This is a genomic window from Bradyrhizobium sp. 62 (assembly GCF_023073035.1).
Lineage (GTDB): Bacteria > Pseudomonadota > Alphaproteobacteria > Rhizobiales > Xanthobacteraceae > Bradyrhizobium.
Genome location: NZ_JADPIT010000023.1, coordinates 21,369 through 39,331, shown reverse-complemented (window position 1 = coordinate 39,331; position 17,963 = coordinate 21,369). Strand labels below are relative to the sequence as shown.

Annotated in this window: 18 protein-coding genes; 10 read left to right on the top strand and 8 right to left on the bottom strand. The window is 63.5% G+C overall.

The window, feature by feature from the left end; translation table 11 throughout:
- Positions 1-718 precede the first annotated feature (718 nt).
- Positions 719-1,438 (top strand): SDR family NAD(P)-dependent oxidoreductase, encoded by a 720-nt coding sequence (locus IVB47_RS23765; RefSeq protein ID WP_247464818.1) that lies wholly within the window; start codon positions 719-721, stop codon positions 1,436-1,438.
- 45 nt (positions 1,439-1,483) lie between these two features.
- Here IVB47_RS23765 and IVB47_RS23760 read toward each other — a convergent pair whose 3' ends face one another.
- The gene (locus IVB47_RS23760) at positions 1,484-2,383 is read right to left on the bottom strand and encodes an SMP-30/gluconolactonase/LRE family protein (protein WP_247464814.1); all 900 of its coding nucleotides are present in this window, start codon (positions 2,381-2,383) and stop codon (positions 1,484-1,486) included.
- Between the two features lie 33 nt (positions 2,384-2,416).
- Positions 2,417-3,076, bottom strand: coding sequence for an FCD domain-containing protein (locus IVB47_RS23755; RefSeq protein ID WP_247464812.1), 660 nt, complete (start codon positions 3,074-3,076; stop codon positions 2,417-2,419).
- 230 nt (positions 3,077-3,306) lie between these two features.
- Between IVB47_RS23755 and IVB47_RS23750 the strand changes: the two genes are divergently transcribed.
- The 7 genes from IVB47_RS23750 (at position 3,307) to IVB47_RS23720 (ending at position 8,513) form a co-directional block, all read left to right on the top strand.
- Complete coding sequence (locus tag IVB47_RS23750) at positions 3,307-4,323, top strand: TRAP transporter substrate-binding protein (RefSeq protein ID WP_027570442.1); 1,017 nt, start codon at positions 3,307-3,309, stop codon at positions 4,321-4,323.
- Between the two features lie 75 nt (positions 4,324-4,398).
- The gene (locus IVB47_RS23745) at positions 4,399-4,908 is read left to right on the top strand and encodes a TRAP transporter small permease (RefSeq protein ID WP_106942116.1); all 510 of its coding nucleotides are present in this window, start codon (positions 4,399-4,401) and stop codon (positions 4,906-4,908) included.
- A 58-nt stretch (positions 4,909-4,966) separates the two neighbouring features.
- A complete protein-coding gene (locus IVB47_RS23740) occupies positions 4,967-6,247 on the top strand; it encodes a TRAP transporter large permease subunit (protein WP_247464809.1) in 1,281 nt (426 codons plus the stop codon).
- A gap of 31 nt (positions 6,248-6,278) precedes the next feature.
- A complete protein-coding gene (locus IVB47_RS23735) occupies positions 6,279-6,773 on the top strand; it encodes a type II 3-dehydroquinate dehydratase (protein WP_247464806.1) in 495 nt (164 codons plus the stop codon).
- 14 nt (positions 6,774-6,787) lie between these two features.
- Positions 6,788-7,444, top strand: a complete 657-nt coding sequence (locus IVB47_RS23730; RefSeq protein WP_247464803.1) for a hypothetical protein — start codon at positions 6,788-6,790, stop codon at positions 7,442-7,444.
- 336 nt (positions 7,445-7,780) lie between these two features.
- Positions 7,781-7,942: a DUF2934 domain-containing protein gene (locus tag IVB47_RS23725; protein ID WP_081747976.1), complete on the top strand. Its 162-nt coding sequence runs from the start codon at positions 7,781-7,783 to the stop codon at positions 7,940-7,942.
- Between the two features lie 283 nt (positions 7,943-8,225).
- Positions 8,226-8,513: a DUF2934 domain-containing protein gene (locus IVB47_RS23720; protein ID WP_247464800.1), complete on the top strand. Its 288-nt coding sequence runs from the start codon at positions 8,226-8,228 to the stop codon at positions 8,511-8,513.
- Between the two features lie 268 nt (positions 8,514-8,781).
- Here the strand turns inward: IVB47_RS23720 and IVB47_RS23715 are convergent, their stop codons facing one another.
- Positions 8,782-9,513 carry a DUF3750 domain-containing protein gene (locus tag IVB47_RS23715; protein WP_247287713.1) on the bottom strand — a complete coding sequence of 244 codons (732 nt, stop codon included), beginning with the start codon at positions 9,511-9,513 and terminating at the stop codon, positions 8,782-8,784.
- A 121-nt stretch (positions 9,514-9,634) separates the two neighbouring features.
- On the opposite strand from IVB47_RS23715, the gene IVB47_RS23710 reads away from it, so the two are divergent.
- Positions 9,635-9,895 (top strand): hypothetical protein, encoded by a 261-nt coding sequence (locus IVB47_RS23710; protein WP_007595982.1) that lies wholly within the window; start codon positions 9,635-9,637, stop codon positions 9,893-9,895.
- 159 nt (positions 9,896-10,054) lie between these two features.
- On the opposite strand, the gene IVB47_RS23705 is transcribed toward IVB47_RS23710, so the two are convergent.
- On the bottom strand, positions 10,055-10,270 hold the full coding sequence (locus IVB47_RS23705; protein WP_247464798.1) for a hypothetical protein: 216 nt from the start codon (positions 10,268-10,270) through the stop codon (positions 10,055-10,057).
- On the opposite strand from IVB47_RS23705, the gene IVB47_RS23700 reads away from it, so the two are divergent.
- Positions 10,269-13,385, top strand: coding sequence for a DEAD/DEAH box helicase (locus tag IVB47_RS23700; protein ID WP_247464795.1), 3,117 nt, complete (start codon positions 10,269-10,271; stop codon positions 13,383-13,385). The two genes, IVB47_RS23705 and IVB47_RS23700, sit on opposite strands and share 2 nt — an antisense overlap.
- 3 nt (positions 13,386-13,388) lie before the next feature.
- Here the strand turns inward: IVB47_RS23700 and IVB47_RS23695 are convergent, their stop codons facing one another.
- The 4 genes from IVB47_RS23695 to IVB47_RS23680 all read right to left on the bottom strand — a co-directional run bounded on the left by IVB47_RS23695 (position 13,389) and on the right by IVB47_RS23680 (position 17,741).
- The gene (locus tag IVB47_RS23695; protein WP_247464792.1) at positions 13,389-14,660 is read right to left on the bottom strand and encodes a DUF892 family protein; all 1,272 of its coding nucleotides are present in this window, start codon (positions 14,658-14,660) and stop codon (positions 13,389-13,391) included.
- 146 nt (positions 14,661-14,806) lie between these two features.
- Positions 14,807-15,100 (bottom strand): hypothetical protein, encoded by a 294-nt coding sequence (locus IVB47_RS23690; RefSeq protein ID WP_027570452.1) that lies wholly within the window; start codon positions 15,098-15,100, stop codon positions 14,807-14,809.
- 104 nt (positions 15,101-15,204) lie between these two features.
- Positions 15,205-17,442 carry a glycogen debranching protein GlgX gene (gene glgX, locus IVB47_RS23685; protein ID WP_247431317.1) on the bottom strand — a complete coding sequence of 746 codons (2,238 nt, stop codon included), beginning with the start codon at positions 17,440-17,442 and terminating at the stop codon, positions 15,205-15,207.
- A gap of 41 nt (positions 17,443-17,483) precedes the next feature.
- Complete coding sequence (locus IVB47_RS23680) at positions 17,484-17,741, bottom strand: DUF3606 domain-containing protein (RefSeq protein ID WP_247431314.1); 258 nt, start codon at positions 17,739-17,741, stop codon at positions 17,484-17,486.
- Positions 17,742-17,963 lie beyond the last annotated feature (222 nt).

The following is a 17,963-nucleotide window of genomic DNA, read 5'->3' as shown; positions in this document are numbered from 1 at the left end:
ATCCCGGCTCATCCTTGAGGGGCGATCTCGTTGTCGTCTTGATTGCGAGCCGGGCTTGCGATGGACGCGGCAGCGTCGGCACGAGATGGTGCGGGCAGGGCGGGTAGTCCCTGTGAGCCCGCAACCGCGTGCGGACGAGCGGCGCTGCTAGGCTTCGTCTCGTCTGTAAGTTTCCGGCTCCGTCGACTGGGCCGGGAAAACTGCGGTGAAATGGCGGGCCGTGCGTACGGCAAAACCGTGTGGTCCTGGCCGTCGTTGCTACGGTCAAGCTGTCGCGGAGGTGTGTGCGAGCCCAACCGGGCGGACAGCATCATCCAAATTCGCGAGGCGAGGGAGGCCAAAAGGAAAGTTCGGCTCCCGGGAGAGCACGGCATAAGCCGTCCAACCATCGCGCAGGGAAGGCCGAGTGATTGGCTACACCTGTATGCTGCTGTGCGGTTCTTTTGCGCTACATCTTCGCGCAGCGGACCGCGGGTGCCAGCCGGCACCCGGCCTTCCCTGCGCCCTCTTGGACAAGAGGGTGGAATGACCAGGCAAAGCTTGGGCGAAACGCGCTGCGAGAACGAGAACTCATGTCCGCTGTTGAAAGATCACTCGCATCATTTCCCGGGATACGTCGAACGGCGCTCGCGCTACGCGGCCATCTCAGGCGGCCCTGCGGCGGGCCTTCGCCTTCGTCTTTGCCTCTGTTTTGCCGTCGGCTTCTCCGGCGCCGCCGATGGCGAATTGCGTCGAGCTCCGGGGCCGGGGTGGGTATGAACCTGAGATTGAAAAGAAGTTCGCCTCCGAGGGCTTTACGGTGTTCGCGGGACGCCGCGACGGCGCCAAGCTCGAACCGCTCGTCAAGGAGATCGAACAGGCCGGCGGCGAAATTCACGCGCGCGCGCTCGATGCGCGCAAGGAAGACCAGATCATCTCGTTTCTCGGCGACGCCGACAAGCACGCGCCGCTCGAGGTTTGCATCTTCAACGTCGGCGCCAACGTCAACTTTCCCCTTCTCGACACGACCGAACGGGTGTTCCGCAAGGTCTGGGAAATGGCTTGCTATTCCGGCTTTCTCGCCGGCCGCGAGGCCGCGCGCCTGATGCTGCCCCGTGGCCGGGGCAACTTCACCGGTGCGACGGCGAGCTTGCGCGGCGGAAGCGGCTATGCGGCCTTCGCCAGCGCCAAGTTCGGTCTGCGGGCGGTCGCGCAAGCGGCGGCGCGCGAATTGGGCCCGAAGAACATTCACGTGGCGCATCTGATCATCGATTCCGGCGTCGACACGGAATGGGTCCGGCAGCGGCGGATCGAGGCGCTCGGTCCGAACGCGCTGGATAATCCCGACCTCCTGATGCCGCCGTCGTCGGTCGCCGGATCCTACTGGATGCTCTGTCAGCAACCCAAGAGCGCCTGGACCTTCGAGCTGGAGATTCGTCCCTTCGGCGAGAGATGGTAGCGGAGCCGGTTCACGATGGCCCGTGCACGGGTTCAGAATGAAGGTTCAGGATGAATTGCCGAAGCGGTGTTCTGGAAGTCCCTGTGCGATGCCATCAATGGCCAGAACATGACCTGCCTGGGGTTCGCGGCTCAGTTGCTCGCGATCCAGAAACTTTCTGGCCGTCGTCACGAACAAGGTCTTCAGATCGGTTCCGCCGAAGCACACGCAGGTCGGATTGATCGCCGGCACCAGAATGATGGTGTCGATCCGGCCGTCCGGCCGATAGCGTATCACCCGACCGCCGGAGAAGAATGCGGTCCACAGTCCGCCCGCGACGTCGATACACGCGCCGTCGGGCCTCTCCCCGGAGGTGCTGTAATCCGCGAACAGCCGTCTGTTGCCAATCACGCCGTCATCGAGATCGAAGTCGAACTGCCAGGTTCGGTATCGCCTCGTATCGGTGAAATAGAGCGTGCGATTGTCGGGTGAGAACGCGATGCCGTTCGTCACGATGACATCGCCGAACATGCGCGCTGTCCGGCCGTCCGCGTCCACGCGATACAGCGCCCCGTTCGGTCGATGCAGCTGGTTGTCCATGGTGCCGATCCATAGCCGGCCCCGCGCATCGACGCGCCCGTCGTTCAGGCGGTTGTCGGGGCCGCTCTCGACCTCGCAGAGCTGAGCTGGAGGACCGTCATCGGACGCGCGGCGATAAAGTCCCAGATCCTGCGCGAGCAGGTGGGAGCCATCCGCCGTCAGAGCCTGACTGCCGAGGAAGTTGCATGCGTACGGAACAACCTGATGAGCGCCTGTCGCCGGATCGAACGATTGATGCAGCCGCCGGTCGACGTCGACCCACCACAGCTTGCGGGATCGGTCGCACCACAACGGCGTCTCGCCGAGGACATCGCCGGCGGCGACCGCGGTCTCGACCCGATGTGCGGGGATCTTGTCGGTGGTCATCCCGATATCCGATTCCAGCCGCGAGCCGGGCGATCAGTCCTCGTTCCAGGAGGCGAGGGCGTGCGCGACGCAACCGTTGATGTGCTCGGTGAGCACGGCTTTGGCGCTCTTGATGTCGCGCTTGAGCGCACATTCCAGCAGCGCCTTGTGCTGGTTGATCGTCTCCGCGCCACGGTAGCGCAGCGCATAGCGGAAATATTTGTCGAACACGATCGCGTGGGTCTGCATCAGCTCGCGCGAACCGCAGCTCGAGATCAGCGCCCGGTGGAATTCGCCGTCGTAGCGTTTGCGCAGCTCGGGATCGTCGCCCTCCTTGAGGACGGTCCGTTCGGTCGCCGCCAGCTTGTGATGCGCCGACACCACGCGGCCTTCCCACTCCACGTCGCCGGCGCGGAACGACTCGGCCATCGCATGATGCTCCAGCAGGATGCGCAGACCGGCGAGCTCACGCAGGTTCTGGATGGAGATCGGCGCCACCTCGAAGCCGCGCTGGCCCTCGGCGACCACAAAACCCTCGGAGGTCAGACGATTGAGGATCTCGCGCAGTGTGCTGACGCTGAGGCCGTAATCTTCCTTCATGGCATCGAGCTTGAGGCGTCCGGATGGCGTGAGCACTCCGAAAATGATGTCGGCCCGGATGCGCTGATAGCCACTGTCGCCCGCCGACAGGGGCCGTTCCTCGAGTGACGTCATGCCTTCTGATCCCACCTGTCGCGATCGGTCAGCCACTTCGGAGGCGGCCGAACCATCAGTGTTGCCAGCAATATAGCAGATTTCAAATGTCGGACGTACAGTAAATCATCATATGAAATTGATATCATCATTTGACATAGAAATATATGTGTGATGTCTAAATGGACTGAGGGTGCGAAAAATGATGGCTTAAGCCGCCGTTCGCGCCCGTTCGAACAGGGAGGAAAACGATGAGCTTGCTGGTACGGGCGCTGTCTGCGACGGCGATCTGCGTGGCGCTGACGGTCGGCGCATCCGCTCAGGACGTTCAGGAGCGCACGATCAGGTGGGGACACCTGAACAACACCGATCACCCCGTCAGCTTTGGCGTGCAGAAATTCGCCGAGATCCTGCTGGCGAAGAGCGGGGGCAAGATGAAGGTCCGCGAGTTCGCGGCCTCACAGCTCGGCAACGAGTTGCAGCAGCAATCCGCGCTGCGCGGCGGCACCCAGGAGATGCTCTCGGCCTCGACGACATCACTTGCCACCGTCGTTCCGGAATTCGGTCTGATCGATTTCCCGTTCCTGTTCAACACGACCGAGCAGGCCGATGCTCTCGCGACCGGAAAATTCGGCAAGGCGATGATGGATACGCTGCCGTCGAAGGGGCTTATTGGCCTCGGATATTGGGGCCTGGGCTTCCGCAACGTCACGAACAGCACCCGTCCGATCACCAAGCTCGAAGACTTCAGCGGCCTCAAGCTTCGTGTGATTCCGAATCCGGTCTATCTCGAAAGCTTCAGTGCCTTTAAGGCAAATCCGGTCCCGATGGCTTTCGGTGAGCTGTATTCGGCGCTCGAGACCCGCACCGTCGACGGCCAGGAGAATCCCTACACGGTCATTCTCTCGAACAAGTTCTATGAAGTGCAGAAGTACGTTTCCGCCACCAATCACACTTTTACCCTGAACATCATCCTGGTGAGTAAGATCTTCTGGGACAAGCTGTCGCCAACCGAGCAGGGCCTGATGCGCGAAGCCTATGAAGAAAGCCGCGGCTATCAGAAGGAGCAGACCCGCCTCCAGACCGACAAGGCTCTGGCGGAGCTGCAGGCCAAGGGCATGCAGTACAACGCGATCGCTCCTGAAGAAACGGAGCGCATGCGGAAGGCAGCGCAGCCGGTCGCGGACAAGACGTCGGCCAGCCTTCGTCCCGAGACGGTGAAGCTCTTCAACGAAGAGGTCGAGCGCATCCGCAAGGACGTGAAGTAGTCGACTTCTGCTGTCACGCAGGCGTCGGAGTCGGCCAGTGGTCGGCTCCGCCCCTCATTTGTCCGGACGTCACGCATGGCGCGAGTTCTCGACCTCTATTGCACGTTCCTGAAGGCCGTCATTGCCGCGTGCCTCGCGGTGATGGTGGTCCTGGTCTTCGGCAATGTCGTCCTGCGCTACGGCTTCAACTCCGGAATCACGATTTCCGAAGAGTTGTCGCGCTGGCTGCTGGTCTGGTTGACCTTCCTGGGCGCAATCGTCGCGCTTCGCGAGCACGCCCATCTCGGCGTCGACAGCCTCGTCCGGATGCTGCCGGCCTCTGGCAAGCGCATATGCTTCGTTATCAACTATTGCCTGATGCTGTTTGCCGACTGGCTGCTGCTGTCGGGAAGCTGGCGCCAGACCATCATCAACATTGACGATCGCGCGCCGGCGACCGGTCTCTCGATGGCCATCTTTTACGCGGTCGGCGTGATTTTCGGCGCGTCGGCCGCAGTCATCCTTCTCTACGACCTCGTCCGCGTGCTCACTGGACAGGCGAGCGAATCCGACATGGTGGCCGTCAAGGAATCGGAAGAGCACTGATGTCTCATCGAACCGTGCCTGGCGGCGTCCACATCCAGCAGTCCACCGGGATCGCGTCATGACGATCGCCGTCTTCACCTTCTCGCTGCTGGGCGCCATGGCGCTGGGCATGCCGATCGCCTTTGCGTTGCTCGTCTGCGGCGTGGCCCTGATGAGCACGATCGACATGTTCGACGCCCAGATCGTGGCGCAGAATGTCATCAACGGCGCCGACAGCTTTCCGCTGATGGCGATTCCCTTCTTCATGCTCGCGGGCGAGATCATGAACAAGGGAGGGCTGGCCAAGCGTATCGTGAATGTCGCGCTGGTCGCGGTCGGGCATTTCCGTGGCGGGCTCGGATATGTCACGATCCTTGCCTCCTGCATCCTCGCGTCGCTGTCCGGCTCGGCGGCTGCCGATGCAGCGGCGCTCGCGTCCCTTCTGGTGCCCATGATGGTGGCGGCGGGGCACAAGAAGTCCTATGCAGCGGGCCTCGTGGCGGCGGGCGGCATCATTGCTCCCGTCATCCCGCCCAGCATCGGCTTCGTCATCTTCGGCGTCGCCGCGGGCGTCTCGATCTCGAAACTGTTTTTGGCTGGCATCGTGCCCGGACTGCTGCTCGGCGCAGGGCTCTGTCTGGCCTGGGCGTGGGTGGTGCGGAAAGAGAACCTGACGCCGCCGCCACGGGCCTCGTGGTCGGAGATCGTCAAGGCCGTCGTCGACGGCTTCTGGGCGTTGATGCTGCCGGTCATCATCGTGGTCGGCCTGCGCTTCGGCATCTTCACGCCGACGGAAGCCGCAGTGGTCGTCGCCGTCTATTCGCTGTTCGTCGCGACCTGCGTCTACCGCGAGCTGAAACTGTCGCAGCTCTACGCGATCTTCGTCTCCTCTGCCGTGACGACGAGCATCGTCATGTTCCTGGTCGCTGCGGCGCTGGTATCGTCCTGGCTCATCACCGTGTCCGAGATATCCGCGCAGGTCGTAACCCTGCTGAAGCCCTTCATGGGCAACAACACGCTGCTGATGCTCGCGATCATGGTTGTGGTTGTCATTGTAGGGACGGCGCTCGACATGACACCGACGATCCTCATTCTCACGCCGATCCTGATGCCGATCGTCAAGGCGGCGGGCATCGACCCCGTCTATTTCGGCGTGCTCTTCATCATCAACAATGCGATCGGCCTGATCACGCCACCGGTGGGCATCGTGCTCAATGTCGTCTGCGGCGTCTCCAGGATCAGCATGGAGGATATCATCAAGGGCGTCTGGCCCTTCATGATCGCGCAACTGATCGTCCTGTTCGCGATGGTGCTATTCCCGGGACTGGTGACGATCCCGGCCAAATGGTTTGCCGGCTAGACGCGTCGGCACAAAAGAAGGACAAACGAAAATGGCCGCAAGGATCATGATCCTCAACGGACCCAATCTCAATTTCCTCGGTATCCGCGAGCCTCACATCTACGGCTCGACGACGCTCGATGAGATCGAGGCGAGCTGCAAGGCGCTGGCCGATCAGCTCGGAGTCTCGATGTCGTTCCATCAAACGAACATGGAGGGCGAACTCGTCAGCCTGATCCAGTCCGCCCATGGCAACGCGGACGCCATCATCATGAATCCCGCGGCCTATTCATTCACCTCGATCGCGCTGATCGATGCGCTGAAGATTTTCGAGGGTGTGAAGATCGAGGTGCATATCTCGAACATCCACGCGCGGGACGAGCTGCACCGCCATTCGATCACGTCGAGTGCCTGCACGGCGGTCATTTGCGGTCTCGGTCCATATGGCTATCTCGCCGCGATGCTCGCGGTCGTCCAACGGTTGGGGCAATTGCCTGAGACCATCGCATCGGCTCTGCACGGGCTTGCGGCCGGCGGCAAGGCGTAAGCATGGAGGGCGCAATGCGCGGCACGGGATTTCTTGCCATCTGGAGCGACGTCGAGGCTCACGACCTGACCGACTACCGGCACTGGCTGACGCGTGAGCACACGACCGAGCGCGTGACGACGAAGGGCTTCCTGGCATCGCGTGTCTTCCGCGCGGCAAGGGACGACATCGACCGCTTCTTTATTCTGTATGAGCTGGAGACGCCGGAGGTCCTCGACGGCGAGGCCTATCTGGCGCGCCTCAACGCACCGACGCCGTGGTCCCAGCGCATCATGCCGAAGCTCGGCAATTTCATGCGGGGCGGCGGTGCCATGATCGTGCGGGGAGGGCGGGGCGAGGGCGCCTCGGTCGTGGCGCTCCGGATAGAGATGTTGCCGAAAGATCTCCAGGGTCTGGCTCAGGCGCTCGTTGCGTGCGACGGGGTTGCCGCCGTGCAGATCGGCGCGACTGACGAGGCGCGGACGTCGGTGCGGACGACCGAAAAGGGCATGCGGAAGAACGAGGGCTTCTTCGCGGGGCTTTTGCTGATCGAGGCGCTCGACGTCGCCTCGTTGCAGGCTGCCTTGCAGCGGGCAAGCGAGCTTGCGCCCGACGTCATGGCCGGGGCGAGCGAGCCGGAAGTTTATCAAAGCATGTTTGCGCTCGACGCCCGCATCGCGGATTTCGGTTGACGACAACGTTCTCGCTCGCCGCGCTGACCTGCTCGAGCTTGCGCCGTCTGCTGCTCGACGCCAGATTGGTTTGAATTGCTGGCTGACGTGGCATCCCGATACCCGCGGAACGCGCCGCGTCGGGAGTGCACCGCTTCATCGCGGGGTCCGCAAAAGGCGGCGACGGCGGCTTCGTTCGAGCTCGCGTGATCGCCGCTCCGAACTAGGAACTCTTGCGCACCATCGAGGCTTGACTTAGCGGGCCAGCGTCGCCGCCGATTTGCTGGCCTGCACGGCCCCGCCTCCAAGCCCCCATACCCCCCCAGGGTGGGGCCGTGTCTCTTCGCAGGAGATGCAATGCCTGAGCCGACCGATCACGACATCAGAGAACGCGCGCACCGGCTATGGGAGCGAGCCGGCAAGCCGGAAGGCCGCGAGGAAGAGTTCTGGCACGCGGCCGAGCAGGAGTTGCGCAACGAGGACAAGTCGAACCCAATGCGGACGCCGGATACGCTGTGACCGACAAGAGATGCCCATTCTGCCACGGTTTGGGATGGGTCTGCGAAAACCATCCGCTCCGCGCCTGGAGCGAGGAATTGGGCGGCTGCCGCTGCGGTGAGGGCATGCCCTGCACCTGCAACGTGACGGAAGATCCCGAAACAAGAGCAGTGATCGTCGATGCGGACACGACGTGGCACTAGCAAGACCTGGCATTGAAGGCGGAACAGAGCCTTCCAGCAGGAATTAAGGTTGTGAGCAGCACGGGCTGCGACGCAGGCCCGTGGCTACGGCGGGGTTTGCGGTGGACGAGCGGCAAAAGATAGAGCACCAGATCGAACTCGCAACGCGAGCGGCAGCCCTTGTCAAAGACGAAACCACCGTCCAGCGATTCAAGAACTTCGCCGACGAGCTGAAGCAAAAGCTGCTTCGCATGATGCGGCGCGGCAAGGTACGAGCGCGCGCGTACGAACTCTGGGAGCAGGCCGGTCGCCCGGCCGATCGCGATGTGGAGTTCTGGGTCGAAGCGGAACGGCAGATCGAAGAAGAGCGCGATCAGCGGAGGCTCTCGGATCCCTCAGACAAACGATAAAGTTCCGGTAGCCACATCGGCAGCACACAAGCTTCGGCCGCGCGTTCCGCGGACAGAGAAAAAGCCGCCGAGTTCTTCACCCTGGCGGCCTCAAAAGTTCGGAGCTGTTGGTCGCCTCTCCAGCCTGGTGCGTACCGCCGTTACCTTGTTTGCGGCCATGCAAGTTCATTCTAGGCCAAGGCGCTCGATTCTGCTGTGACCTGAAGCACACATTGATATCGGGAAGCTTGCGAGGGCACCGACTTTGATGGGACTGCTCCGTCATGCTTTACGCGCCAGCCGCGACACCCAAGCGGCCGATGCCTGGAAGCTTCAGCGCGGGGCGGCGGATGTCGAGGCCGAGCACCGCGCCGAGGAAATTGATCTCGACCCCTTCGACCCAGCCGATGGTCATGCCGAGATAGCCCGACAGCGAGGCGTAGAGCCCGGTGCCGGACGCCGTGATGCCGGCCCAGCGTCCGCTGTAGGGAAAGTCCTTGCCGATGGCGGTCGGCGGCAGCACCGCGCGCAGCTCGGGAACGGCGTCCAGCGCGGCCTGCACGAAGGTGTTGGAATTCGGTCCCGGCCAGGCACTGTAGTCGCCATAGGCGCGGAACTTGTAATTCTCGATGACGGAACGGATCTTGGGAATTAGCGCTTCGGCCCGCGCGCCGTCGACGGCGACGACGGTTTCCGGGAGGGCGCCGAACCAGCGGCCGTCGGGGGCAAAGCCGTTGCTACGAATCGGGTCGCCCCAGGCCGTGTAGTCGTATCGGCTGTAAGTGGCGGCGCCCTTCTCCTTGACGACGATCCAGGTGTGGACGGCAAAAATACTGCGCCAACGCACCGTGCGCGCGGCGAACACGCGGATCAGCGCGTCGGGATTGGCGGATGCGGGCGGCAGCAGGCCGGCGCTGGAGCGATCCGCCGTCTGCCAATTGCCGCGGCCGTCGCCGCGCAAATAATAGCGGCCGGCCGACACGCCGATCGGCAGGAAGATCAGCAGCAGGAACAGAATCAAGGATTTCCTCAAAGGCCAACGGCGGTCAGGCGGGACGATGTCACCAATATAGTTCGCAAGGCACGCGGCGCCAGCGCTCTCCTGCTCTTGCATTCGGGTGGTGCGGCCATATGTTGCGTCCATGAGGAAGTTGTCGCTCGTCGAGGACCAGGCCATCCAGGCGCGAATAGCGTACATCGCGGGCGCCGAGATTTTCGATCGCCTCTTCGCCGGCATCCGGTTCGACGAAATCGACGGCAATCTGCTGTTTGCCATTGCCAGCGACGAAGACTGCGCAGCCGAGATCGAGGACGAGTTCTCGCACCAGCTCGCTGTGGTCGCAACGCATATCCTCGCGCAGAGCGTGGACGTGGTCGTGGTGCTGCCGAAGGTCCTGCAATAGCTGCCTGCCGGTTAGCCTTATGCCCGTTCAGGCCGCTTGCCTTTACCCCCTGTCTCTGCTTTTCAACGCAATTGCAAAATTGTAATGACGTCATTGGGCGCTCAGGCCCGAGGCGCGTTATCGACGGAGCTCGACGGGAGGGCTCGTCCTCGCTCGCCTCTATTTGCGAAACAAAGTTGGATACACATTGGCGCCCACCAGGAAAGCCCGGGCCACGACCGGCGCGATAAAGACAAAAAGCAAGAGCTCGAAAAGCAAAGGCTCGACAAGCAAGAGCGCGAAAAGCACGAGTTCGAAGAGCACGAGCTCGACAAGCAAGCGCCCGGACAAGAGCGCCTCGCGTTCCGCGGTCGCCTCCTCATCGCCGCTCGGCATGCTGGCGCTGCATCTGCTCGATCACTGGGAGAAGTCCGGCCGCGACGGCCTCGTCTTCCTCTGCGATGACGAGAGCAGGGCAGAGCGGCTGGGCGGCGTAATCCACGCCCTCGATCTCTCGGTCGACGTGCTGGTGTTTCCGCGCCTGAACACGCTGCCCTTCGACGGCCTCGAGCCCTCCCGCGAGATCGCGGGCCGGCGCAGCTCGGTGCTGCGGCGTCTCGCCAAGGCAAAGAAACCCGTCTTCCTGGTGTCGACCGCGGAAGCGATCATGGAACGGCTGCCGCTGCCGGCGAGCTGGTCGCGGTCGAGCCTCACGCTGAAGGTGGGCGCACCTTATTCCGGGCCCGAGCTGGAGACGCGGCTGGAAGCTCTCGGCTACGATCTCGACGAAGAGGCGGAGTATCCGGGCGGCGTCCTGTTCCATGGCAAGACGTTCGAAGTGTTTCCCGCCGGCGCGCTCGCTCCCTTCCGGATCGAGCATTCCGGAGACACGATCCGCAAGATCGTCGCGGTCGATCCCATCGAGCACGAGGTCGTCTACGAGACCGCCGAATTGATCATCGATCCCATGTCCGAACGGATCGCGCTGGGAGCTACGCGCGGACAACGGGCGACACTGCCGGATTATTGCAGCCGCGCGCGATGGATCGCGGATGCCGGGGTATCGGCCCACGCCGAGAGCTGGCTGGGCACGATCGAGGACGCCGCCGGCCGCAGGGACGCGGAGCGCGAGTATCTGGGGCAGGCGGACTGGAAGCAGCTGAAGAAGCGCATCAGCGTGCTGCCGCGCAAGGCCGCCTTCATCTCGACGCCGGAGTTCTCGAAGCTGGCTTCGCCGCGCAAGGCGCTTCGCGCCTTTGTCGCCGATATGCAGCGCGGCGGATCGCGGCTGCTGTTCGTCGCCGCCGTCGAGGATGACCTTCGCGCGATGGAGCGCATGAGCGGCATCAAGGCGGAGCGCCTGGCCGATTGGAGCGAGGTGACGAAGGCACGGAGCCGCGAAGGCGCGCTGCTGGCCGATTTCGACGCGGGGTTCATTGGCGCCGGCCGCAAGCCGCTTGTCGTCGTGACCGCGTCCGACGTGCTCGGCAGCCGGGCCCATCATCCCCAGCCGATGGCGCGCGCCTGGAACCCGGCGTTCGATCATCCCGACGTGCCCGAAAAGGGCGCCGCCATTGTCCATCTGCAACGCGGGCTCGCCGTGCTCGACGGCTTGCAGACCCTGGACATGGGCAAGGGATCGCGACGCGAGATGATCAGGCTCAAATTCGCGGGCGACAATGCCGTGCTCGTACCGCCGTCCGATCTCGCGGTGATCTGGCCTTATGCCGGCGAGCCCGGCAAGCTGACGCTGGACAAGGCGGACGGCAGCAGCTGGTGGGCGCGGCGCACCGAGGCGGAAGCGGAAATCCAGGTCGCCGCCAAGGCGCTCGCCAAACACATCAGCCAGCGCCTCCGCCGTCGCGCACCCAAGCTGGTGCCGCCGGGGCCGGCTTACGAAAAATTCGTCGCACGGTTCCCCTATTTCACGACAGTGGACCAGGGCCAGGCGATTCAAGACGTCCTCGACGATCTTGCGGCGGGCCATCCCATGGACAGGGTGATCTGCGGTGACGTCGGCTTCGGCAAGACCGAGGTCGCGCTGCGAGCGGCAGCCGCCGTGGCGCTGTCGGGCAAGCAGGTGGCGATCGCGGCGCCGACCACAGTGCTGGCACGGCAGCATGTCGAAACCTTCCGCAAACGGTTCGGCCCTCTCGGCATCGAGGTGGGAAGCCTCTCGCGGGCCAGTTCAGGCCCGGAGACGCGAGAGACCAAGGAGGGGCTGCGGCGCGGCACGCTGAAAGTCGTGGTCGGCACGCAGGCGCTTGCGGCAAAGGACGTGAAGTTCGCCGATCTTGGCCTCGTCATCATCGACGAAGAGCAGCATTTCGGGGCGGCGGAGAAGGCGAAGCTTTCAGGGCTCGCCAAGGGGGCTCATTCGCTGTGGATGAGCGCCACGCCGATTCCGCGCACGCTCGCGGCGGGACTTGCCGGCTTCAGGGATCTTAGCGTGATTGCCTCGCCGCCGGTTCATCGCCTTCCCATCGTGACCAGGATCGCGCCGCTGTCGGACGCTGCCATTGCCGCCGCGCTGCTCCGCGAGCGCAGGCGGCATGGTCAGAGCTTCCTGATCTGCCCGCGCATCCAGGATCTGGAGCCGATGCTGGCCCGTGTGCAATCGGTGGCGCCGGAGCTGCGCATCGTCTGTCTTCACGGCAGACTGCCCGTGGACGAGATCGACGACCGCATGATGAGTTTCGTCGATGGCGAGGCGGATGTGCTGCTGGCGACCAATATCGTGGAAAGCGGTCTCGATATTCCACGCGCGAACACCATCGTGGTGTGCTGGCCCGAAAAGTTCGGGCTTGCACAGCTGCATCAGCTCAGGGGACGGGTGGGACGCGGCGGCACGCGCGCGTTTGCTCATTTGCTGACGGAATCGACCTCGGAGCAGTCCGAGAAACGTCTGGCGGTGCTAGAGGAGTTCAGCAAGCCGGGTGCCGGCTTTGCGATCAGCGAGCGCGACCTCGACCTTAGGGGCGCCGGCGATCTGTTTTCGGAACAGCAGTCCGGCCACGTCCAGGTGTTCGGACCCGTGCTCTACAGTCATCTGCTGAAGCGGGCGTCCGAGCGAGGCAGCGATACCGGCGCCGATCTGTGGGTCCCCGATCTCAATATGCCGTTGGCCGACATGCTGCCTGAAGGCTACGTGCAATCGGAAGCGGTCCGGCTCGAGATCTATGGCCGCGCTGCCAGGTGCCGAAGCGACGACGATCTGGAAGACCTGGAGGAGGAGATCTCGCGTCGTTTCGGCAGGCTGCCGCCGGAGGCCCGCGACTTCTTCGCATCCGCCAGGCTCCGGATCGATTGCAAGCGGCGCGGCATCGTCAGGCTCGATGTCGGTCCCGAGGCCGTCGCCGCGACGTTCCTGCCAGGGCGGCTGCGGAAATTCAGGGGGAAGTCGCAGACGGGAGCGCTGCAGCGCGACGGCGACCGCGTTGTTCAAGTCGGCCGCCGGGACGAAGATCCGTTCCGCCGGGTCGAGGAGTTTCTCGACCTGCTGGACGGCTAGAGATCATTCGGTCTGCTCGATCGCCGCGGGCATTTTCGCCACCGACATCAGCGAGCGGGCCACCTGGTTGAGGAGCTGATCGGCGTTCTCCTCCTCGGCCAGCGATTTCGACAGCAGGGCGACAATGGCACTGTGACGAAGCTGCTGGGCGAGGTTGCGCGCCGTGGTGTAGCCCGCGATCTCGTAATGCTCGACGCGTTGCGCTGCGCCGATCAGGGCGAGGTCGGCCGCCGCGTCCTCCTTGTCCTCGCCCTCGGCCATGATCTCCTGGCCCTCCTCGACGAGGCCCATCATGCCCTTGCAGGGCTTGGCGCGGGCGGATTTACCGAGCATTTCGAAGCATTCGTTGATGCGCTCGACCTGCGCTTCGGTCTCGGCGAGGTGCTGCTCGAACAGCTCACGCAATTGGTCGAAGCGGGCGGCCTCCGCCATCTTGGGAAGCGCCTTGGTCAATTGCTTCTCGGCATGCAGGATATCGCGCAGCTCGTTGATGAGCAGATCGCCGAGACCCGCTTCGTCCGCGGGCGGCGAGCTCTCAGTGACGATGGCTGAGGCCGGACCCGGTTCGCCCGCCTGGATCGCCGGCGACTCCGTGAAGACCCAGTCGCCGCCCTCGTTCCACGGTCCGCGCGTGTCGATCTCGCCATGATCACCGGCGCCGGTAGAATCGTTGAAGAACTGATCCACGAGGCCGGGCGTCGGGGCGATGCGGCCGATGCTGAACGCCGGCTTGCCCATGCTCTCGAGCGCGAGCGCGAACGCCTTCATGTGCGTGATCTCGCGGGTCATCAGGAACTGCAGCGCGTCCTTGCTGCCGGCGTCGTCGCAGAAATTGATCAGCCGCTCGTAGACGATCTTGGCCCGCGCCTCTGCGGCGATGTTGCTGCGCAGATCGACGTCGAGCTCGCCGGTGATCTTCAGGTAGTCGGCGGTCCAGGCATTGCCTTGGGAGTTGAAGAGATTGACCCCGCCGCCGCCGGCGATGGCGATGAGGGGATCGGCTTCGGCAGCCTGGCGGTCGAATTTCGACGGCTTGAGATGCATCCGCGCCAGCGTGCCGACCACTTCCAGATGGCTGAGCTCTTCGGTGCCGATGTCCATCAGCAGGTCCTTGCGATCGGGATCCTCGCAGTTCAATCCCTGGATCGAGTACTGCATCGCGGCAGCGAGCTCGCCATTGGCGCCGCCGAACTGCTCCAGCAGCATGTTGCCGAAGCGGGGATCCGGCTCGTCGACACGCACGGTGAACATCAGCTTCTTGACATGGTGATACATGGAAGGACTCTCGGATTGGAAGGACAGGAAAGAAGATGTCTTCCGAACGGGCGGCTTCAGCGTTCGTTCCTCGCGAAACGACCTGCCCCGATGATGTCAGGCGCAGGTCGTTCGAAGTCGATCGGCAGGAATGCGGGCGGGTTCGTTCAGCGTTGATCCGGACGCTTGGCAGGCGGCCCGCTCTTGTTGCCCGGTGCGCCCTGAATATGCGCCGGATCCTGCGATTGCACGGCGGTGTTGCCAGTGGAGCTCGTCGAGCTCGATCCGACGGTCTCACCAGGCTTGGCGGTCGGCCCGTTCTTGTTGCCGGGCTGTCCGGCAATGCCGGCTCCCGAATTCTGTGCGCTCGGCGCGGACGAAACGTCAGGCTTGCTGGCCTGCGCCCAGGCTGCTGCAGGCAGCGCGAGAGCGGCGAGGATAACGGCACCTGTGAACTTCATCTCGGTGTTCTCCGACTGATGCCCCATCTACTCGAACGCCGGTGACCTGCGGGCGTTCCCTGTCTCATCAAGTCGAAAACGTCTTCTCGCACTATCATGGCGAACTATCCCGGCAGCGGCGCCTCCACGACGTCCAGCAGCGCGCCGAGGCCTTGGCGCAGGCGCCGCGTGGCGATGCTCTCGGTCGCGAGGCCGAATACCACGAGGGATCGCCCGGTCATCGCATAAACATGCCCGAATTCGAATGCGGGCATCTGCCCCTCCGGTTGATTGGTGTCGATCAATCCGATCCAGCTGCGTCCCTCGGCGACCGCGGGCAAGGTGAAATTGACGACGTCGTGATGAGCATTGTAGATCAGCAGCATGGTTGCGTCCGAACCGCGGCGCTTGATCCCGGTCTCCTGGGCGCGGCCGTCGAGCAGCAAAGCGAAACATTTGGCGTTGCCGTCCTGCCACTGCTCCGTCGTCATTTCCTCTCCGGACGGCGCGAGCCACGTCACGTCCTTGACGTCCAGCTCTTCGTTGTGGGAGCCGACCAGGAAGCGGCTGCGGTAGAGAATCGGAAATGCCTTGCGCGTCGCGATCAGCTTGCGGGTGAATTCGCGAAGGCTGCGACCGTTCGCGGTGATGCCCATCCAGTCGAGCCATGTGGTCTCGTTGTCCTGGGCGTACGCGTTGTTGTTGCCGTGCTGGGTGTGTCCAAATTCGTCGCCGGCTAGCAGCATGGGCGTGCCGTGGGACAACAGCATGGTTGCCAGCAGATTGCGCTTCTGGCGCTCGCGCAGCGCAATGATCTCCGGATCGTCCGTTGGTCCCTCGGCGCCGCAGTTCCAGGAGTGATTGTTGCTGTGGCCGTCGCGATTGTCCTCGCCATTGGCCTCGTTGTGCTTGTCGTTGAACGAAACGAGGTCGTTGAGATTGAAACCGTCATGGGCGGTGACGAAGTTGACGCTGGCCCATGGCCGACGGCCGCGCTTGTTGAAGAGATCGCCGGATCCAGACACGCGCTTGGCGAAATCCGCGATCGAACCCTCGTCGCCTTTCCAGAAAGCGCGCACGGTGTCTCTGAATTTGTCGTTCCACTCCGCCCATCCCGGCGGAAACTGACCGACCTGATAGCCGCCCGGACCGATGTCCCAGGGCTCGGCGATCAGCTTGACGCTGGAGAGCACGGGGTCCTGGCGGCATGCATCGAGAAAGCCGCCGCCTTCGTCAAACCCGTAGGGCTCCCGTGCCAGGATGGTGGCGAGGTCGAAACGGAAGCCGTCGACTCGCATCTCGGTCGCCCAGTAGCGTAGGGAATCCGCGACCAGTTGCAGCACGCGCGGGTGCGACAGGTTCACCGTATTCCCGGTACCGGTGTCGTTGATGTAATAGCGCCGCTGGTCCGGCAGCAGGCGGTAATAGCTGGCGTTGTCGATGCCCTTGAATGACAGCGTCGGACCGAGTTCGTTTCCTTCCGCGGTGTGATTGTAGACGACGTCGAGGATGACCTCGATGCCATGGGCGTGGAACTGGTTGACCATGGTCTTGAATTCGTTCGCGAACGGCGTCTTGAGGTAACGCGGCTCCGGCGCAAAGAAGGCAAGGGAGTTGTAGCCCCAGTAGTTGCGCAGGCCTTTCTCGACCAGATAGCTGTCGTCGACGAAGGCATGGATCGGCAGCAATTCTGCGCTGGTGATGCCGAGTGATCGCAAATAAGCCGGGACTTCCGAATGCGCGAGACCGGAGAACGTGCCGCGGTCCGCGTCTGGCACCAGCGGATGCAGCTGGGTAAAGCCCTTGACGTGCGTCTCGTAGACGATCGTCCGCTCCCACGGCACTTCCGGTTTGCGCGCGGCGCCCCAGGTGAACGCCGGGTCGATGACGCGGCATTTCTGCATCAAGGGCGCGCTGTCGCGTTCGTCGTAGGAGAGATCCTTGTCGGCATGGTCGAGCTGGTAGCCGAACAGCTCCGGTCCCCAGCGCAACCGGCCGACCAGCTGCTTGGCGTAGGGATCGAGCACGAGCTTGTTGGGATTGAAGCGGTGTCCCGCGTCGGGTTCGTAGGGGCCATGGACGCGGTAGCCGTAGACGGTGCCGGGACGGGCCGCGGGCAAATAGCCGTGCCAGACTTCGTCGGTATATTCCGGGAGTTCGATCCGCTCCAGTTCGGTCTCGCCGTCGTCGTCAAACAGGCAAAGCTCGACCTTGGTGGCATGGGCCGAAAATAGCGCGAAATTGACGCCGAGCCCATCCCAGGTGGCGCCGAGCGGAAACGGCTTGCCCTCGCTGATGCGGGAGCGGCGCAGGCTCGAGGCCGCCCGCGTCAGGGCGTCGTCTGAATGTACTGTTTGATCCATCGTTCCCCGTACAGCCCTTCAACAATTTGGTGCACTTGCTCTCACTTGCGCGTCGCCCGTTCGCCGGCCGTCGCAGAAGTAATCACGGCGACAGGAGGCACATCGTCTGGCTTGGGCAGCGTGGTTGCCCTTTGCAGCGCCGCCTCCTTGCTGATCGCCGCAATCGAGTTGCCGATCCGCTCCACGATGCTGGTCAGCTCCGCATCGGATAGCCCGAGACGCTTTCTGACGAGGCGCACCTGAGTAGGGTCGGCCAAGTCGAGTTTGTTGCGGATCGGCTGCGGCTTCGAGTGGCGCATGTCGAAAACTCCTGTGTAGAGTTGCAACCACCCCTCAGGCGATTCCGTTCCTTGCTCGTCTGCAGTTACCCGTCTAGATCGAGGATTTGTAGATTTCTGCGTAAGACTTGGCCGACTGTGTCCAGGTAAAGGCCTGTGCCATGGCCGCGCGGCGCATGTGATCGAGCCGGTCCTTCATGCCGAAGGTGGAAAAGGCCCGGCAAAGGCTTCCAAGGAAGCCGG

Bases quoted from the DNA above. Each gene is read 5' to 3' on its own strand.
- IVB47_RS23765 (WP_247464818.1), top strand. From the start codon at position 719: ATGGCGAATTGCGTCGAGCTCCGGGGCCGGGGTGGGTATGAACCTGAG.
- IVB47_RS23705 (WP_247464798.1), bottom strand. From the start codon at position 10,270: ATGCCGAGCGGCGATGAGGAGGCGACCGCGGAACGCGAGGCGCTCTTG.
- IVB47_RS23730 (WP_247464803.1), top strand. From the start codon at position 6,788: ATGCGCGGCACGGGATTTCTTGCCATCTGGAGCGACGTCGAGGCTCAC.
- IVB47_RS23710 (WP_007595982.1), top strand. From the start codon at position 9,635: ATGAGGAAGTTGTCGCTCGTCGAGGACCAGGCCATCCAGGCGCGAATA.
- IVB47_RS23745 (WP_106942116.1), top strand. From the start codon at position 4,399: ATGGCGCGAGTTCTCGACCTCTATTGCACGTTCCTGAAGGCCGTCATT.
- IVB47_RS23725 (WP_081747976.1), top strand. From the start codon at position 7,781: ATGCCTGAGCCGACCGATCACGACATCAGAGAACGCGCGCACCGGCTA.
- IVB47_RS23750 (WP_027570442.1), top strand. From the start codon at position 3,307: ATGAGCTTGCTGGTACGGGCGCTGTCTGCGACGGCGATCTGCGTGGCG.
- IVB47_RS23735 (WP_247464806.1), top strand. From the start codon at position 6,279: ATGGCCGCAAGGATCATGATCCTCAACGGACCCAATCTCAATTTCCTC.
- glgX (WP_247431317.1), bottom strand. From the start codon at position 17,442: ATGGATCAAACAGTACATTCAGACGACGCCCTGACGCGGGCGGCCTCG.
- IVB47_RS23695 (WP_247464792.1), bottom strand. From the start codon at position 14,660: ATGTATCACCATGTCAAGAAGCTGATGTTCACCGTGCGTGTCGACGAG.
- IVB47_RS23680 (WP_247431314.1), bottom strand. From the start codon at position 17,741: ATGCGCCACTCGAAGCCGCAGCCGATCCGCAACAAACTCGACTTGGCC.
- IVB47_RS23760 (WP_247464814.1), bottom strand. From the start codon at position 2,383: ATGACCACCGACAAGATCCCCGCACATCGGGTCGAGACCGCGGTCGCC.
- IVB47_RS23690 (WP_027570452.1), bottom strand. From the start codon at position 15,100: ATGAAGTTCACAGGTGCCGTTATCCTCGCCGCTCTCGCGCTGCCTGCA.
- IVB47_RS23740 (WP_247464809.1), top strand. From the start codon at position 4,967: ATGACGATCGCCGTCTTCACCTTCTCGCTGCTGGGCGCCATGGCGCTG.
- IVB47_RS23755 (WP_247464812.1), bottom strand. From the start codon at position 3,076: ATGACGTCACTCGAGGAACGGCCCCTGTCGGCGGGCGACAGTGGCTAT.
- IVB47_RS23700 (WP_247464795.1), top strand. From the start codon at position 10,269: ATGCTGGCGCTGCATCTGCTCGATCACTGGGAGAAGTCCGGCCGCGAC.